This is a genomic window from Sporosarcina siberiensis (assembly GCF_042681925.1).
Taxonomy (GTDB): Bacteria; Bacillota; Bacilli; order Bacillales_A; family Planococcaceae; genus Sporosarcina; species Sporosarcina siberiensis.
Genome location: NZ_JBHUGI010000025.1, coordinates 16,650 through 32,635, shown reverse-complemented (window position 1 = coordinate 32,635; position 15,986 = coordinate 16,650). Strand labels below are relative to the sequence as shown.

The window sequence follows — 15,986 nt, the reverse complement described above, 5'->3', positions numbered from 1 at the left end:
AAAAGATTCTAGATGATGAAATCTGGAATCTTTTTTGTGGTTATTTTAAGCTTGATTAAGATTTGTTCGAAATGATTGTTATATGTTGTTGGAGAACTTTTAAGTCGAGTGGTAAATTCGGTCCTTGTTCACCGTCTATATCACTTTCTTGTGTCTCACCGGCAGAAGTCGTTATGTTGACCTGTCCTGTTTTAAAGTATTGAACGTTTTCTGATTCTTTTAATTTGCCCATCACGATTGAAGGGGTCATCTTCGCAAGCTCAGTTAAGTTAAGGTGTTTAACCGCGAAGATATGGAAGTTTCCGTCTCCATTTTCAACTTCGTTTACAATTGTTTTGATACCGCCTAGCGAGTCGATGAGGGAAATTAGGACAACCGATACGTCACCTTCCCATATATCTTCTTCCATCTCAAACTTAATCGGAAAAGTGTGGTCATCCATTATTTCTTTCCCGATTGCTTTCAAGTAGGCAATTGGTCCAATTTTAGATTTTTCTGCACTGTCGACATGATGAATTGCTTTAGCAGCACTTCCAATTCCTAAAATATTTGTAAAATAAATATCGTCGTTTGCCATTCCAATATCAATTTTTGTTTCAGTACCTGAGACGAGCAATTTAATCGCGTCAACAGGTTTCATTGGAATGTTTAATGAACGAGCAAGATCATTCACTGTGCCCATTGGAATGATTCCAAGTTTTGGCGGGTTATTAAATGGAGCGAGTCCATTGACAGTTTCATTCACAGTCCCGTCTCCACCGAGTGAAACAACGAAGTCATAGTTATTTTCTGCAGCTTCTTTTGCAAAGCGTGTCGCATCACCTTCGCCCTCCGTATATTTCACAGTGATTTCACTGTATGTATCTTGGAGTGTTTCTCTAATTTGTTCTTCATATTCTGTTGCTTGTTCTTTCCCTGAGGAAGGATTAATAATGACTAATGCTGATTTTTTCAAATTGTTCACTCCTTTTATTCTTGTAACTTACTATCTATTACCTTTTTGTATCTATTTCAATCATTTTTCATGAAAGAATGATTGAAGTGATTATTGTCAAGATGTTACTCAATAATATTCAGTTAACTGTACCCGTCGTGTTTATGTATCGTTTGGTGAAAGGGGAAATTTCAACGTTCTTAGGACAACCTGTGCATCAAATAATTCCATTGCCCAGGTACCTTTTATAGATATACTAATTCATCTAATAATTGTTATCCGAAAACATTAATTAATTCTAAAGATTTTGTGTTATAGTTTAATTGACCTATTAAATTGTTGGATATTTAGGCCTAATAGTGAAGTGTAAGTAATAAAAGTTGCAAATACATTCAGAGTGTACGAAGTAAAGGGATATGGCTCTTGTTATAAATTATTGAAATTATTAAATTTATAAAGGAGTTTGGTGAGTTTATGTCTAATAAAAAAAGACCGCTTGAATTTGGTTTTCATCCAGTGAGTTTAAGTTTCCGGAATCGGACTTTAGAGAAGGAATTTAAATATTTTAATGATAGCGAAGTGCGAGTATTTCACCAGATTAGTATTATACTATCTTACTTATCCTGGATTGTCGTAGGCATATTATCGTATATAAGCTATCCAGAATATTATCCTCAGGTTGTTAAAGTAATAATTTTTTGGTTATATCCAGTACTTACTGTAAATTTAATAGTTTTACATTTAAAACGTTTTTTGAACTATTATCAGCTTCTAACAGTAATTTCAAATATAACTGCCGGACTTGTTGTTGTTATTGTTGGTCATATTATATTAGAAAATATTGTTTTGACGATTTGCGGAATAACTGTAGTAAGTATGTTTACCTTTTATATTTACAGACAAAGATTTAAAATTGCTGTTCCAATCACCCTTGTCTTAGTTTCCTTCTACCAAGTTGTATTGTTCGGTACAAGTGAAGTTGGAATATACTCTTCACTTTTATGGGTGCTAGTAATTACTTGTATTGTTGGCGGGAATATTATGGAACGGGCAAACCGTAGAACGTTTATTCAGAATAAGTTGCGACAAATGGCAGAGGCTGAAAACCGTGATAAGAGTGAATTTCTAAACAACATGTTTAACCTCGTACCGGTGCCTATCATTGTCGCGGAAGAAAATCATAAAATTCTAGAAGCCAATCCAGCAGCAATGGAGCTTTTCGGCGAACACCAGCATTATATTGAAGAGTTATTAGTACCTTCCAAGCGTCATCGAATGGCCTTGCTTAGAAACTTTATTAAACGGACCCCCATACACAACTTTGAAACAGAAATATTGAAGAAAGATGGTACTGTTATTTCTACCTTGATCAGTGTAAATTTTGTAGAAAGGGAAGGGCAGAAGATTACTATTTGTGCCATCCAGGATATCTCTGGCCGGAAGAAGGCGGAAGAGAAAAACACATATCTAGCCTATCACGACACATTAACTGAACTTCCTAACCGACTTCAGTTTACTCAGAAACTAAAGCAGTTTGTAGATTTGAAGAATCAAATTGCTGTATTATTCATGGATTTAGACAAGTTCAAAATGATTAATGATACTCATGGTCATACGGTCGGTGATAAACTATTGCAGGAAGTTGCAAAACGTTTAATCAATTGTGTATCTGAAGAGGATATCGTATTCCGAATAGGTGGCGATGAATTCACTGTAATATTGTTAACAAATGAGAAATCTAAGGTCTCTCGGATTGCGAAGAGGATTTTGACGGAAATTGGGAAACCACTTGTTATTGAGAACAATGTAATTTATGTAAGAGCGAGTATTGGAATCACCCTGTATCCAACAGACGGAGAGAATGTAGAAGAGTTGATCAGGGATTCGGATTATGCTATGTATCACAGTAAGATATTGGGTGGGAATAACTACAAATTCTTCACTAGTTGTATGAGTCGTTCTCTTGAGGAAAGAGTCAACCTTGAGAGAGATCTTCATAGCGCGTTAAAAAATGATGAGCTTGTGTTGCACTATCAGCCACAAATAGACTCTCAAACGGGACATGTATTTGGTGCAGAGGCTCTAATTCGGTGGGAGCATCCAAAACGAGGTCTAATCCCTCCAAATCAATTTATTCCGATTGCGGAAGAAACGGGACTGATTATCCCGATAGGAGAATGGGTGCTGAGAATGGCTTGTATGCAGGCAGAGGAATGGAATCGCAAATATGATCACCCTGTCCATATAGCTGTAAATCTTTCAATCAAGCAATTTGTGAACAATGATATTGTTAAAACTGTCGAAAGAACGCTTCATGAAACTGGTTTGGATCCGGAAATCTTGGAACTTGAGTTGACAGAAAGCATTTTCCTAGAAAACACTGAATCTATGATATCAACACTAAATAAATTGCAGAAATTAGGGGTTCGAATCTCAATTGATGATTTTGGAACTGGATATTCTTCTTTGTCCTATTTAAAGGATTTACCAATCGATTCAATAAAAATTGATCAATCATTTATTAGAGACCTATGCGAAAACAAAAAGACTGCATCTATTATTTCCGCAATCATTACTTTGGCAAAAAATTTGGATTTAAAGTCTGTCGCGGAAGGGGTAGAAACTCCGGAGCAATTTAACTATTTTAAAATGGAGGGCTGTGATTTAGTGCAAGGCTACTATTTTAGCCGTCCATTGCCGGCCAATCAAATAGAAGCCTTACTTGACCGTACCGAGTGGGGTGCTGGTACTATGAATAATAATTTCGCTACAGTGAAGGAGACTCTTGAAACAATTATGTAATGTAATTCAAATTAGGCTTCTGGTAGAGTGTAAAACTTCTTAAAAGTATAATGGCAGTCGTACCATAAATAACGAAGGTTATAACTGTTATCCATCCAAAACATTGCTATAATAAACGAGTATCTAAAGCTCATCTGTAGCTTTGGATGCTCTTTTTTAGGATTAATAAGATAAGTTAGGGAGTTGGATATAGAGATGAATAAGAAAGATATTGCATCAATACGCAAACAATTTAAGTTAGATAATGAATTACTGACAATTGCTGATATTTATAAAGTGTATATTAAACAGGAAAGCAGTGAAATTTTTCATGAGGAGAAACAGTTGTTTTCCATGTTAGAACGTGAACAACAAGAGTTATTCCTTACAAACTTTAAAAAAGTTTTGGGTGGAAAACTGGGCATGAAGTTATTTGAAGTGAAATTTCAACGTCAAACAGAAGAGCAGACAGATCATACGCAGCAGCATCTATATAAAGGTCTTCACGCAGATGGTATAGAAGAATGGAAAGCGGATATGAATCGAATTGCACTGAAAATGGTGGAGGAAGTCCAATATGAAAAAGATATAGTTGTCACATTCGTTCGAGGAAATTATTTTATACCGGCAAAACATAATTATGATGAACACGGTATGGCACCTCGTGACGAGGCATATACAACTCCTTTTATTCTTTGTAGTTTAAATCAGACTGAACTGCCGAAGCATTCACTTACCTTTGATTTTGTTGAGAAAGAATATAAGTCAAATACAATGGCGGATCCTGTCATTAATCTTACTTCTCCGATTGGAGGATTTTTGTTTCCTGTCTTTACCGATAACGCAGCAGATGTCAACCGCATCCTTTATGCTGCAGGAAAGGCGAATAAGCCAGATCTCCATTTTATAGAGAAAGTTCTTGATGGCGAAGAAATTATGACTGCAGAAGATGACAAAGCTGTCTTCGAAGAAATTGTAAAAGAAGTGATTGGCGATGAAGTGAATGCACAAACTCTGGCCAGTGTTTATGAAGAAATCAATCGTATGATGGATGAGGAAGATGCTGACGATGAACACACCGTTATGCCTACATTAGACACTAAAGAGATGGAACGGGTGTTACAGGCCTGTGGTGTGCAAGATGTGAATGCGGAAAAAGTGGAAATGGCTTTCCAAAAGGTGATTGATGATGAAACATATGAAATGCAAGCGAGTCATATCCTTCCAAGTTTCACATCGAAGTCCATAAAAATCAGCACAAAAGTGGCGAATATCGCAATTAGTCCTCAAGATTTAAAATATGTTAGACAGGTCAATTACAACGGTAAACGTTGTTTATTAATAGAAGTCGAAGAAGATACGATAATAGAAGGATTTAAGCTCGTTCAGGAAGAATTATTGTATTAACAATGAATGTAATTTGACTTTTCTAAAAACACGGTAGTTGTCTGAGCAAAATAATGATATAATTAAGTGAAATACAGAGAAGAGGTGATAAATAGATGATCACTAAAATCAATCAGTTGTTTAAAAATCAAAGAGATGCCCATGTTCTGTATTCCTATAATGAGATGAGTAGTTATCTCAAGCAAGTCTTAAACTTTATAGAAGAGGCTATCAAGTCCGAAGAATACGTTATTTTAATTGAAAATGATCGTATTTACCCTATTATTCATAAAGAGTTGAGTGCTCGGTTAACAAAGGACGAAATGAAGTATCTTCACTTTGTAAATAGTTTTGACTTCTATTGGTCGAGTGGTAGTTATCATCCTCCTGCAATCGAAGAGTACTTTACTGAAATGGTCCAGCCCTATGTGGAAAACAAAATTTCATTTCGATCTTGGGCACATGTGGAGTGGGCGAGTATGAAAGAACCGCTACACCTTATAGAAGACTTTGAGAAGATAGTAGACCAAGCTGTGAGTTTGCTGTCGTTTCCTTTAATTTGTGCATACGAAGCAAAGAGAATGCCAGAGTATTTAAAAAATATTTTGTTGGAGACACATCCTTATGTATTAATGGAAGATGATTTTGTTATCTCTGAACAGTATAAGCCATTGAATACGGGAGAATAAAACACGCTTGGTGCAATTCCTCCAGGCGTGTTTTATTTTCCCGTTTTTGAATCATACTTAAATTATCTTTCTTGCAAGGGTATAATGCTTAATCTATAAAACAATATGATATAATTAAAATAGAACAGATATGCGACTAGGTCGCTCCTCACATTGATGTGAAGACTAAGCAGATGGCCCTTATCTTCTGCAAATAAATAGAGTAAGGAAGGTTAAAATGAATAACAGAGAAACAAAAACAGACGTTATTCTAATTGGTGCTGGAATTATGAGTGCTACTTTAGGAACAATGTTGAAGGAATTAAAACCAGAATGGAATATTAAAGTATTTGAAAAGCTCGATACAGCAGGAGAAGAAAGCTCTAATGAATGGAATAATGCAGGTACAGGGCATGCTGCACTTTGCGAGCTTAACTATACTTCTGAAAAACCAGATGGTTCAATAGATATAAAAAAAGCGATTAAAATTAATGAACAATTCCAGATTTCCATGCAGTTTTGGTCTTATCTTGTCACTAAAAAGTTGATAAAAAATCCCGAAGACTTTATTATGCCATTGCCGCATATGAGTATGGTACAAGGAAAAGACAATGTGGCCTATTTAAAGAAACGCTTTGAAGCAATGTCCGAGAATCCTCTTTTCAAAGGCATGGAGTTTTCGGATGATCCGGCAAAACTGATGGAATGGATTCCTCTTATTATGGAAAATCGTTCGGCAGATGCTGTTATTGCGGCAACAAAAATCGACACGGGTACCGATGTTAACTTCGGTGCTTTAACCCGAATGTTACTGGATTATTTAAAAACTCAAGACGTAGAAGTTAATTACAATCAAAGTGTTGAAGATCTCAAACGTACGGAAGAAGGCAATTGGGAAGTAAGAGTCAAGAATAATGCTGAAGGAAAAATCGAAAACCACACAGCTAAATTTGTGTTTGTAGGAGGCGGAGGCGGAAGCTTACACTTACTGCAAAAGTCTGGTATTCCTGAAGGGAAACACATTGGTGGGTTCCCAGTAAGTGGAATGTTCTTAGTGTGTAACAAACCTGAAATTGTTGAGAGACATCATGCTAAAGTATATGGAAAAGCGGCAGTTGGTGCACCGCCAATGTCTGTTCCACATCTTGACACAAGATTTATTGACAATAAAAAGTCATTGCTTTTTGGACCTTTCGCAGGATTTTCTCCAAAGTTTTTAAAAACAGGTTCGATGTTAGACTTAGTAACTTCAGTAAAGCCAAATAATGTTGTAACTATGTTGGCTGCAGGTGCTAAAGAGATGTCATTAACAAAATACTTGATTCAGCAAGTAATGCTATCCAAAGATAAGCGCGTGAAAGAATTACAGGTATTTATCCCCAACGCTAAAATTGAAGATTGGGATACCGTTGTAGCCGGTCAACGTGTACAAGTTATTAAGGATACTGAGGCTGGTGGTAAAGGAACTCTTCAGTTTGGTACAGAGATGGTTACTTCGGCTGATGGTACAATTGCTGCTTTACTCGGCGCGTCTCCAGGTGCGTCTACTGCAGTTCACGCTATGATTGAATTACTTAAGAAATGTTTCCCGGAACATATGTCGGAATGGGAACCTAAAATTAAAGAAATGATTCCTTCTTATGGCAAATCACTTATGGACAACCCTGAACTTTTGGAGGAAACTCACGCTTTCACTGGAAAAACGTTGTTGGGTTTAAGCGACAAAAGTGAGTCTGTAGACAATTCTTTAGATGTGGAACCAGAAGTAGTTCAAATTGATATCGAAACGAATTAAAAAATAAAAGTAAGCTTGGACGGCCGGTGCTAGGCTGTTCTTGCTTACTTTTTATTATGTTTTTAAAATAAAGGGTATTCTTTAATCCTCCATCTTTAAGTGATAAGATTAAATGAATACTAGAAGATGAGATGAGGGAAATAACTTGTTTCTAGACAAACTTAAGAACCAATTAAATGAAAGTAAATCCCTATTTATCGGTGAAGATACAGCTTTTCGTTCTGCAATTTTAATCCCACTTGTTTTAGTAGATGGCGAATGGCATGTCCTTTTCGAAGTGCGCTCATTCACCATGAGAAAACAGCCAGGTGATATTAGCTTTCCAGGTGGTCGCATTGACTCTACAGATGCATCTCCAGTGGCGGCGGCTTTAAGGGAAACACAAGAGGAATTAGGTATTGACCCCGAGACAATAACAATTGTTGGGGAATTAAGCCCTTATATTGCATCTTCCTCATTTGTTGTGTATCCGTTTGTGGCAACCATTGATTACAATCAAATTATTCATTCGTACAATAAAGATGAAGTCGAAGAGGTATTTACAATCCCAATCAACTGGCTTTTAAACCATGAACCCTATATGCATTTAATAAGCATTGATTCAGTACCCTCACCAAATTTTCCTTATGAAAAGATAATGAACGGTACACGGTATCAATGGAGAAACCGGTCAATGGAAGAATGGTTTTTTGATTATGAAGAGCGTACGATTTGGGGACTAACGGCTCGGATTTTAAAACACTTTATAGAAATTATGAAATTAGATAACCGAAAAGTATAAGTGTTTAAGCAGTGTATTTTAAAAGACATGTTAAAATGTAATTTCTTTTGTTAGATAAATGCATTGGATAAGGTAAAGGTTTATACTGAAGACAAGGTTTCAAAGGTTCTGGAGGGATAAAGATGAATAATAATGATCGATTGGTTAGATTACGCTATGCACTGGATATAAAAGATGCTGAAATGGTTGAGATTTTTAAACTAGGCGGTATGGAATTAACAAAACAAGAAGTACAAAAAATGTTGTCAAAATCAAAAGGCAATGCTGCTACTGATCCAGAAGAAAATGAAAATCAAGTTAATGAGTATGAAACAAGTCTTGAAAACTCTTCATTTGAATCCTTTTTAAATGGATTCATAGTCTTCAAAAGAGGGGAACAGGAATCAAAACCTGGGGCTTCTCCGAATCAATTCTTAATGACTAAAGACAATCGAAATGTAAATAATGTTTTGCTTAAAAAGTTGAAAATCGCACTTTCTCTAACAAGTGAGGACATGTTAGACATCTTAATAGACGCTGGAGTAACTATTTCAAAAAGTGAATTGAGTGCAGTTCTTAGAAAAGAAGGCCAACGTAATTACAAAGAATGTGGCGATCGCTATGCACGAAATTTCCTAAAAGGATTGGCACTTAGATATCGAGAGTAAATAATTATAGGAAAAAGGTCAGGATTCTTTATCGAATTCTGACCTTTTTATATGGTTTTTACAGGTTTTCGTGTGATGAGAATCGAATGGATAAAATACATACGTACTATTATTAAGCTTAATTGAAATGGAGGTTGGAAATCATTCCTTTAGAGATTGTACGAAATGATATTACAAGAATGGAAGTAGATGTCATTGTAAATGCAGCAAATAGTGCCCTTCAAGAAGGCGGTGGAGTATGTGGTGCCATCTTTAGTGCTTCTGGTGCAGGCAAATTGCAGGCGGCATGTAATGAGATTGGTAGCTGTTCTGTAGGACAGGCTGTTATGACAGAGGGTTTTCAATTAAAAGCAAAGAAAATTATTCATACGGTTGGTCCTATTTGGCATGGCGGAAGTTCAAACGAAGAACATCTTCTTTCGAATTGTTATAAGAACTCGCTATTGCTTGCGGTAGAACATGGATATGAGAGCATTGCATTTCCACTTATTTCTACGGGCATTTATGGGTATCCGAAGGAGCAAGCTATACAAATAGCAATTTCGACAATTAGTTCATTTCTAATGGACCATGAAATTCATGTTTATATCGTTGTTTATGACAAAGATGCATTCGGACTAACAAAGAAACTGTTTCCTAAGATAGATCAATATATCAATGAGCATTATGTAGAGAAACAAGATACTCATTTTCTCCTAGATCGTCGTAATTCAAACTATGAATTCGAACAAGTTTTTGAGTTGAGAGAAGAACAAGTGTTAGAATCTCAGGTTTCTTCCGAAGAATCATTAAGTAAAAATCTGAAAAGTAGAAGTTTGGAAGCTGTTTTGAACCAATTAGAGGATTCGTTCACCGTTATGCTCTTTCGATTAATTGATGAAAAAGAGAAAACAGATGTGGAAACTTATAAAAAAGCGAATATTGACCGTCGTCATTTCTCCAAAATTCGCAATTCCATAGATTATACTCCACAAAAAAAGACGGTCATTGCATTTGCAATAGCGCTCGAGTTAAATTTAGATGAAACGATCGACTTACTAGGAAGAGCGGGGTATGCATTATCGCGGAGTAACAAGTTTGATGTTATTATTGAATACTTCATCGAAGAAAAAAACTATAATATTCATGAAATCAATGAAGTATTATTTAGTTTTGATCAAATAATACTAGGGGCTTAATTGTCGCTTTAGAAGCGACCCATTCGTTCAATTAAATTGTTATTCTTAATTTATTAAGTTAATCGGTCAGAAAATCCGGTTACAAAGTAAATAGGAGGATGATGAATATGAAAAGAGATGTAACTGAATTAGTTTTTATTATAGATAAAAGCGGCTCTATGGCTGGTCTTGAGGCGGATACAATTGGCGGGTATAATGCGATACTTACTAAACAGAAAAGCGAGGCAGGTGAGGTAGCTGTTTCTACAGTGCTTTTTAATCATGAACTAAAACTAATTCATGACCGTATGAACATAATTGAGATTGAACCTATCTCAGAAAGAGAATACGAGGTTGGTGGCACAACTGCACTACTTGATGCAATTGGTTCTACAATCCATAAAATCAGTCATGTGCAAAAAAGTAAAAGTGAAAAAGGCAGTAGCGGGAAGGTTCTTGTAGTAATTACTACGGATGGAATGGAAAATTCAAGTAAGGAATATACTAACAGTATGGTAAATAAACTGATTTCCCAACAAAAAGAAAAATACAATTGGGAATTCATATTCCTTGGTGCCAATATAGACGCAATTTCTACGGCGGCAAGGTTTGGTATTCATAAAGACTTTGCAGTTGAATATCATGCGGATAATGAGGGAACGCAGTTAAACTATCAAGTACTTAATGAAGCTGTTACTTCCTTCCGACAAGGTAAGAAAATAGATCGTTCTTGGAAGAAAGATATTGAAGAAGATTACGAGAATCGTCAGAAGTAATTATGAGGTATTTGTGTTAAACAATCGTGAATTTTGATTTTTCATGAATGTTTAACACAAACACCTTTTTATTTTGACCCAATACCACCTCAGGCTATAGGAGCGGTATCTATAAGCGCTTTTGTAAGAACCTGATAGAATGATGCGTTTTTCTATTTTAAAAGGCTAATACGAGCAACTGTAAGGCTGGTTTTTTATGAAATACAAATATAGTGGTACTTTCCATTTTGAATTATGATAAAAGAATGATGTTATTTTAATTGTAAGGGGATTCAGAACTATCGAATTTGATAATAAACAGCAAAAATACGTCAGATGCTGTATTCGAAAAAACTGCTATTTGCATGTATACATTATAAGTATCGTTGTGTACAAAGCTGTGTACAAATGTAAACAATAAAGTTTACAAGTTTACAAAGTAGTACACATGCCTTATTTGATGGAGTGTACTGAATTGTAATCTTGTTTACATTAATGTATACAAGATTACGTTTGTATGTCAACTGTGGGTTTAATATTGACCTTACCGCTCAACTCCGATAAAGTTTAAGTAGTAATGTATATTCATAGGAAGGATGATTATTTTGACAGTGTCTCGAATTGCAGCAATTGACGTAGGAAATGATTCTTTGAAAGCTATTTTTGGAAAGTTAGATGCAGAGCTTAATATACCAAATGTGATTGCACAGGATGTTGAAGATCGTCCAATCATCGGAATTGAAGAACTTGACAGTCAGGATCCTATAAGTGGTATCCATATTCGTTTACATTCTCCGGCATTAAAAGAAAACAACGCAATTTACCGTGTAGGAAGCTTAGCTACAAAAAGCGGTAATTCAACAGAACTTGATCCAGGGAGTAACAAATCAGAGGAAGACCAAACGCTCGTAATGATGTTTGCTTCATTAGCACTAGATGCGGCACGCGATGAAAATAAAGAAATTTTCAAACGCAATAATAATGTCATCGAGGCTACGTATACACTTGGGACAGGACTTCCACTAAGAGAAGTTAAAGAAGGAAAAGACGTTGGCTATCGCTCTCAATTGCTTGGATCTGTACACCAAGTAGAGTTTTTAGTTACGCCTAAATATCAAGGAATTAAAGTAAACATCAAGTTTGATGAAGTGAAAGTGTATCCAGAAGGATTTGCGGCATTTATTAATCTCGTGATGGATAATGACTTGAATATCATAAATAAAGAATTGATAGACAAGAGAATTTTGATTCAAGATATTGGTGGTTTATCAACGGATGTGGCGGTTATAAAAGACCGTAAAGTCGATGATGATAAAGCACAGGGCTTTAACTTGGGAGTATCAGCATCACTTGATGCCATTCGTGAAGAAATTTATGCAAGGCACGGTGTTGAGTTAGACAGCCGTATGGATGTTGTGGATATTATTACGAAGAAAAATGACCGTAACCACATCATGGTTAAAGGAAGTCGGACAAGCGTGCATGATATCGTAGACCGAATTCTCATGGATTTAGCGAAAAAGCAATACCGCCATTTGCGTAATGTGTGGGCTAGAAACTCGCAATCTGAAATTTGTTACTTTATTGGTGGAGGTTCAATCGTCCTTAAAGATTATCTTAAAACGCTGAATAATAGCCTAGATGGTTATAATATCGATTTCTTTGAAGATGAAAAAGAAAGCGTTTGGATGATGGCAAATTCGTATTATAAGTTAATTTCGGATTTTGCTAGAAAAAATCAAAAGGTACAACCAAAAGTAGAAGAGAAAACAGTAAAAACAAAATAGGGTGATAGTGCATGAATGAAAAAGGATTAAAAAGAGGGCAGCCCATTACATTTCGTCTTCCGTCCGATACGTCCGATCACACTTTACGGCAATTGCAAAAGCTGAAAGAAGTCGAAAGAAGAAACTTCTCCAGTAAAATTGCTGAATTTGTAATCGATGGGGTGAATGCCTCTATAGTAAAACATAGAGAAGCCATCGTCATTCCGCTGCCAAAAGGCTTAACCAAAGCGCAAAGGGATTGGCTGAAACACGAACATTCCGAAGCACTGCTCGGAAGCATTGTCTATCAGCTAATGTCAGACCCGAATCGTACGGCCTCACTCTTTGCATCACTAAATAGTAATGCGTTAGAGGTGGATGACGCTTTATATCTACAAGAAGAAATAGCTGCTACAGTAGTAGAACCCGAAATCGAAGATCACTCACCTAAGGGAGATCCTGACGATGATTTAGACAACTTTGACTGGGGTCAGATCACAAGGGCTGAGGACAACCCTGTTGAAGCAGAGGAAGAAATAGATCCTTTAGGAGACTTTCTTGCTCAAATGAATAAATGACTTTTCTATTCGGAAATAATTATAAAAACACATCGACATAACATATGTCGACGTGTTTTTATTGTATATTATGTAAATACTGCAGAAGGACTTGATAGAGCTAGAATGGTATAACGTTGTGAGGTTTTCGGAAAATGTTGCGAAGTCTAGGGGGAACGTCGTGAATTTTCATAGAACATTGGGAAGTTTGGGCGAAACGTTGCGAGGTTTTCAGAACGTTGCGAGGTTTCATATTAAAGCAACAAAAAAAGAATGCTCTATGTACAAAGCATTCTTCCTCAAAATCTATTTAAAGAACGGTGTTTTTTTCAGTAGAACACATAATGGAATGGCTACTAAAACTCCAACCACGTTTTGAACGATGTCACCTGGAATAGATGCCATGGGTATAATCCAACTGTTGAAAAGAAATGCTTCCCAGATATAATAACCAGCAATCATGGGTGGAATCGAAACAATTGTAGCCAATAAATTGTATCCTTTACTATTTCCGTTTCGGCCATTGGACCAAGCAATTTTACCGACGATATATCCCTGCAATCCCCGAACTAAAAACGTGATTGGTGCCCACAACGTCCAACCGGATATTAAGTCGAATAAACCCATTCCTACAGCACCAGCGATGGCTCCTTTTTTCGGCCCAAATGAGATTGAAATTATGAAAAGCATGGCAGTTCCCATATGAATGAGTCCTCCGTTTGCTCGAATGGGCAGTTTAATGTTCAATAATAGGGTTGCGACGAAAACGAGCGCAATAAGTATAGCTGTAAGAATTAAATTAAATGTACGTGCCTGTGATTGACTTGTAGTATTTTGCATTGTCCTCAACATCTCTTTCCTCGTTTGTAATTTTCTCAATCTTAGCAAATCGTTGATGCTATTGAAAGTGCCAATTAAGAATAAAACGTAGGGGTCAGATTGGAATGGGGTCATAATTAATTGCTAGCAATAAAGAATTCATACTTCGTCAGTTTTACGACAAGTGAATGAATTAGAAAGTTCTACTCTTCGTTATTAAAGATTATATAGAGTACAAAAAATGCTTCAGACCAATTGGTCTAAAGCACTTTTTCTTTAGAAAATAAACCCTTATTCATTGAGTGTTGAGCTTTTTCTCATAATAAAACTCAGATGTCTTCCGGTGCTTTTGTCCTTGCGGTATGAAAATCCATCTGGACTCAAGTAGGTACAAGTCGGGTCAATTGTAATTTGTCCAGCTGGGATACCTGCTAATTCACATTGCTTTTTCACTGTTAGCTGATTGTCGATGTGATATTTGTTGGTTTGATCGTTGTAATAAATAAAATCATCCGCATAACCAAGGTCTTTGAATTTTAAATAAACGTCTTCATCGACTTCAAATCTTTCCTGACTCAAAGCGGCACCAATTTGGATATGAACATCCATAGGATCACAAAGTTCAATATGTGTTAAATGTCCAAAAACCTGTGAAGTGATTTCTTTTACAGTACCTTGCCAACCGGAATGAATGACTCCTACCATGCCGTTGACTTTGTTATAAAAAATTACGGGGACACAATCGGCTGTAAAACTGCATAACAACAAATCCGGTTCGTACGTATACAGTGCATCTGTATTTGGAATGGCAGTATCCGATTGATTGGATCCTTTTCCTTTATCAGAAAGTGTTACACGGTGGAAATTTGCACTATGTGTTTGATTGGCGCAAACAAAATTATCCAGATCACAATTTAAGGTATGAGCTAGCTTATTACGGTTTTCCAATATACTTTTTGCATTCGTACAGGAATGAAGAGCGGTATTATTGTCTTCAAGTTGTGTTTCATCTTTTAGTGTCATCCCTGCGATAAATACCTCATTATTTACATACATTTTTGTCTTCATATCATCACCTGCTTTTAATATACTCAACTGCATTCAAAATGTATATGTTGAGCAAATAAACATAAACAATCATTTTGAATGTCTAATTAACGACATAGGGAAAGGAGAATCCATTAATAAGTGATAAAAGATCGCCTCATGAACGAATGACTGTTAAAAATAATGGCCTTAGTTCAGCGCAAGAAGTATTGTACCAGGAAGAGTTCAAGAAGGCGGACAAAATTAAAGAAGAGGAAGAAAAATCCAGACACAAATGACTACTCAGGTTGGTAATCGAGCATACATCATAATAAATGCTGAAAAACGATTGCAGGTTACAGGCAATCGTTTTTAGTGTTTTAAAGAAACTTGCAGTTGAAGAAAGAATGGACCTTCATATACTTATGAATAACGCGGGCATGATGACCTTCTTGTGTATTTAAATCCATATGTTGCTCTAGTTGCCGTAAGAACTCACGGTCACATCTGCACCGGTTTCCAGTGCCCCGATAACATTCATCGTGAACTTTACAAGCTGCATCTACAGCGTTTATAGGGGCGTCTGGACCGCTGCAGCCGGGCCCACACCAATTATATCCTGGGAATACGCAAAAACGTAGTCTCTTTTTCTCATTTCTATTCATTCACATCACTTCCTTTTGTTCGCTTAATACAAGCTATTCAAGAGGAAAGAGTAATGTGACAATAATTGCCTAAAGACGATGTAGATATTTCTAACAATACTAGTAATTATAGATAATGTGATAAAGTTCCCAGAATTGTGCTGTTGCAAAGCGACTAAGTATTCTGTAAAATCATAGCTCAGTAGCGAATATTACCTGCTAATAAATTGAAAAAAAGTCTTAATACCCTGTAACGTTAATCTAAGGTGC

At 36.2% G+C, this 15,986-nt stretch carries 15 protein-coding genes; 11 read left to right on the top strand and 4 right to left on the bottom strand.

Features of this window, described 5'->3' with window-relative positions:
* Window positions 1-55 precede the first annotated feature (55 nt).
* Complete coding sequence (locus ACFSFY_RS09755; protein WP_381537616.1) at window positions 56-955, bottom strand: diacylglycerol/lipid kinase family protein; 900 nt, start codon at window positions 953-955, stop codon at window positions 56-58.
* 453 nt (window positions 956-1,408) lie between these two features.
* Here ACFSFY_RS09755 and ACFSFY_RS09750 point away from each other — a divergent pair, with 453 nt between their 5' ends.
* The 10 genes from ACFSFY_RS09750 to ACFSFY_RS09705 all read left to right on the top strand — a co-directional run bounded on the left by ACFSFY_RS09750 (window position 1,409) and on the right by ACFSFY_RS09705 (window position 13,248).
* Complete coding sequence (locus tag ACFSFY_RS09750; RefSeq protein WP_381537614.1) at window positions 1,409-3,736, top strand: putative bifunctional diguanylate cyclase/phosphodiesterase; 2,328 nt, start codon at window positions 1,409-1,411, stop codon at window positions 3,734-3,736.
* 195 nt (window positions 3,737-3,931) lie between these two features.
* On the top strand, window positions 3,932-5,122 hold the full coding sequence (locus ACFSFY_RS09745) for a DUF4317 domain-containing protein (RefSeq protein WP_381537612.1): 1,191 nt from the start codon (window positions 3,932-3,934) through the stop codon (window positions 5,120-5,122).
* Window positions 5,123-5,217: 95 nt separating this feature from the next.
* Window positions 5,218-5,790, top strand: coding sequence for an MEDS domain-containing protein (locus ACFSFY_RS09740; RefSeq protein WP_381537610.1), 573 nt, complete (start codon window positions 5,218-5,220; stop codon window positions 5,788-5,790).
* Between the two features lie 193 nt (window positions 5,791-5,983).
* A complete protein-coding gene (locus tag ACFSFY_RS09735; protein ID WP_381537703.1) occupies window positions 5,984-7,564 on the top strand; it encodes a malate:quinone oxidoreductase in 1,581 nt (526 codons plus the stop codon).
* A gap of 145 nt (window positions 7,565-7,709) precedes the next feature.
* The gene (locus ACFSFY_RS09730; protein WP_381537608.1) at window positions 7,710-8,345 is read left to right on the top strand and encodes an NUDIX hydrolase; all 636 of its coding nucleotides are present in this window, start codon (window positions 7,710-7,712) and stop codon (window positions 8,343-8,345) included.
* 116 nt (window positions 8,346-8,461) lie between these two features.
* Window positions 8,462-8,992 (top strand): YehS family protein, encoded by a 531-nt coding sequence (locus ACFSFY_RS09725; RefSeq protein WP_381537701.1) that lies wholly within the window; start codon window positions 8,462-8,464, stop codon window positions 8,990-8,992.
* A 143-nt stretch (window positions 8,993-9,135) separates the two neighbouring features.
* Window positions 9,136-10,170 (top strand): macro domain-containing protein, encoded by a 1,035-nt coding sequence (locus ACFSFY_RS09720; protein WP_381537699.1) that lies wholly within the window; start codon window positions 9,136-9,138, stop codon window positions 10,168-10,170.
* A 107-nt stretch (window positions 10,171-10,277) separates the two neighbouring features.
* Window positions 10,278-10,925, top strand: a complete 648-nt coding sequence (locus ACFSFY_RS09715; RefSeq protein WP_381537607.1) for a vWA domain-containing protein — start codon at window positions 10,278-10,280, stop codon at window positions 10,923-10,925.
* 584 nt (window positions 10,926-11,509) lie between these two features.
* Window positions 11,510-12,691 (top strand): Alp7A family actin-like protein, encoded by a 1,182-nt coding sequence (locus tag ACFSFY_RS09710; RefSeq protein WP_381537605.1) that lies wholly within the window; start codon window positions 11,510-11,512, stop codon window positions 12,689-12,691.
* An 11-nt stretch (window positions 12,692-12,702) separates the two neighbouring features.
* Window positions 12,703-13,248: a hypothetical protein gene (locus ACFSFY_RS09705; RefSeq protein WP_381537603.1), complete on the top strand. Its 546-nt coding sequence runs from the start codon at window positions 12,703-12,705 to the stop codon at window positions 13,246-13,248.
* A 285-nt stretch (window positions 13,249-13,533) separates the two neighbouring features.
* On the opposite strand, the gene ACFSFY_RS09700 is transcribed toward ACFSFY_RS09705, so the two are convergent.
* Together ACFSFY_RS09700 and pgeF are read right to left on the bottom strand one after the other, a co-directional pair.
* Complete coding sequence (locus ACFSFY_RS09700; protein WP_381537697.1) at window positions 13,534-14,067, bottom strand: ECF transporter S component; 534 nt, start codon at window positions 14,065-14,067, stop codon at window positions 13,534-13,536.
* A 270-nt stretch (window positions 14,068-14,337) separates the two neighbouring features.
* Window positions 14,338-15,114 carry a peptidoglycan editing factor PgeF gene (gene pgeF, locus ACFSFY_RS09695; RefSeq protein ID WP_381537601.1) on the bottom strand — a complete coding sequence of 259 codons (777 nt, stop codon included), beginning with the start codon at window positions 15,112-15,114 and terminating at the stop codon, window positions 14,338-14,340.
* Window positions 15,115-15,260: 146 nt separating this feature from the next.
* Here pgeF and ACFSFY_RS09690 point away from each other — a divergent pair, with 146 nt between their 5' ends.
* A complete protein-coding gene (locus ACFSFY_RS09690; RefSeq protein WP_381537599.1) occupies window positions 15,261-15,371 on the top strand; it encodes a YfhE family protein in 111 nt (36 codons plus the stop codon).
* A gap of 81 nt (window positions 15,372-15,452) precedes the next feature.
* On the opposite strand, the gene ACFSFY_RS09685 is transcribed toward ACFSFY_RS09690, so the two are convergent.
* Entirely contained in the window at window positions 15,453-15,737 is a 285-nt protein-coding gene (locus ACFSFY_RS09685) for a phospholipase (protein ID WP_381537598.1), read from the bottom strand.
* Between the last annotated feature and the right edge of the window lie 249 nt (window positions 15,738-15,986).

Coding starts and splice junctions, on each gene's coding strand:
- ACFSFY_RS09750 (WP_381537614.1), top strand. CDS start 1,409: ATGTCTAATAAAAAAAGACCGCTTGAATTTGGTTTTCATCCAGTGAGT.
- ACFSFY_RS09745 (WP_381537612.1), top strand. CDS start 3,932: ATGAATAAGAAAGATATTGCATCAATACGCAAACAATTTAAGTTAGAT.
- ACFSFY_RS09740 (WP_381537610.1), top strand. CDS start 5,218: ATGATCACTAAAATCAATCAGTTGTTTAAAAATCAAAGAGATGCCCAT.
- ACFSFY_RS09715 (WP_381537607.1), top strand. CDS start 10,278: ATGAAAAGAGATGTAACTGAATTAGTTTTTATTATAGATAAAAGCGGC.
- ACFSFY_RS09705 (WP_381537603.1), top strand. CDS start 12,703: ATGAATGAAAAAGGATTAAAAAGAGGGCAGCCCATTACATTTCGTCTT.
- ACFSFY_RS09700 (WP_381537697.1), bottom strand. CDS start 14,067: ATGCAAAATACTACAAGTCAATCACAGGCACGTACATTTAATTTAATT.
- pgeF (WP_381537601.1), bottom strand. CDS start 15,114: ATGAAGACAAAAATGTATGTAAATAATGAGGTATTTATCGCAGGGATG.
- ACFSFY_RS09690 (WP_381537599.1), top strand. CDS start 15,261: ATGACTGTTAAAAATAATGGCCTTAGTTCAGCGCAAGAAGTATTGTAC.
- ACFSFY_RS09685 (WP_381537598.1), bottom strand. CDS start 15,737: ATGAATAGAAATGAGAAAAAGAGACTACGTTTTTGCGTATTCCCAGGA.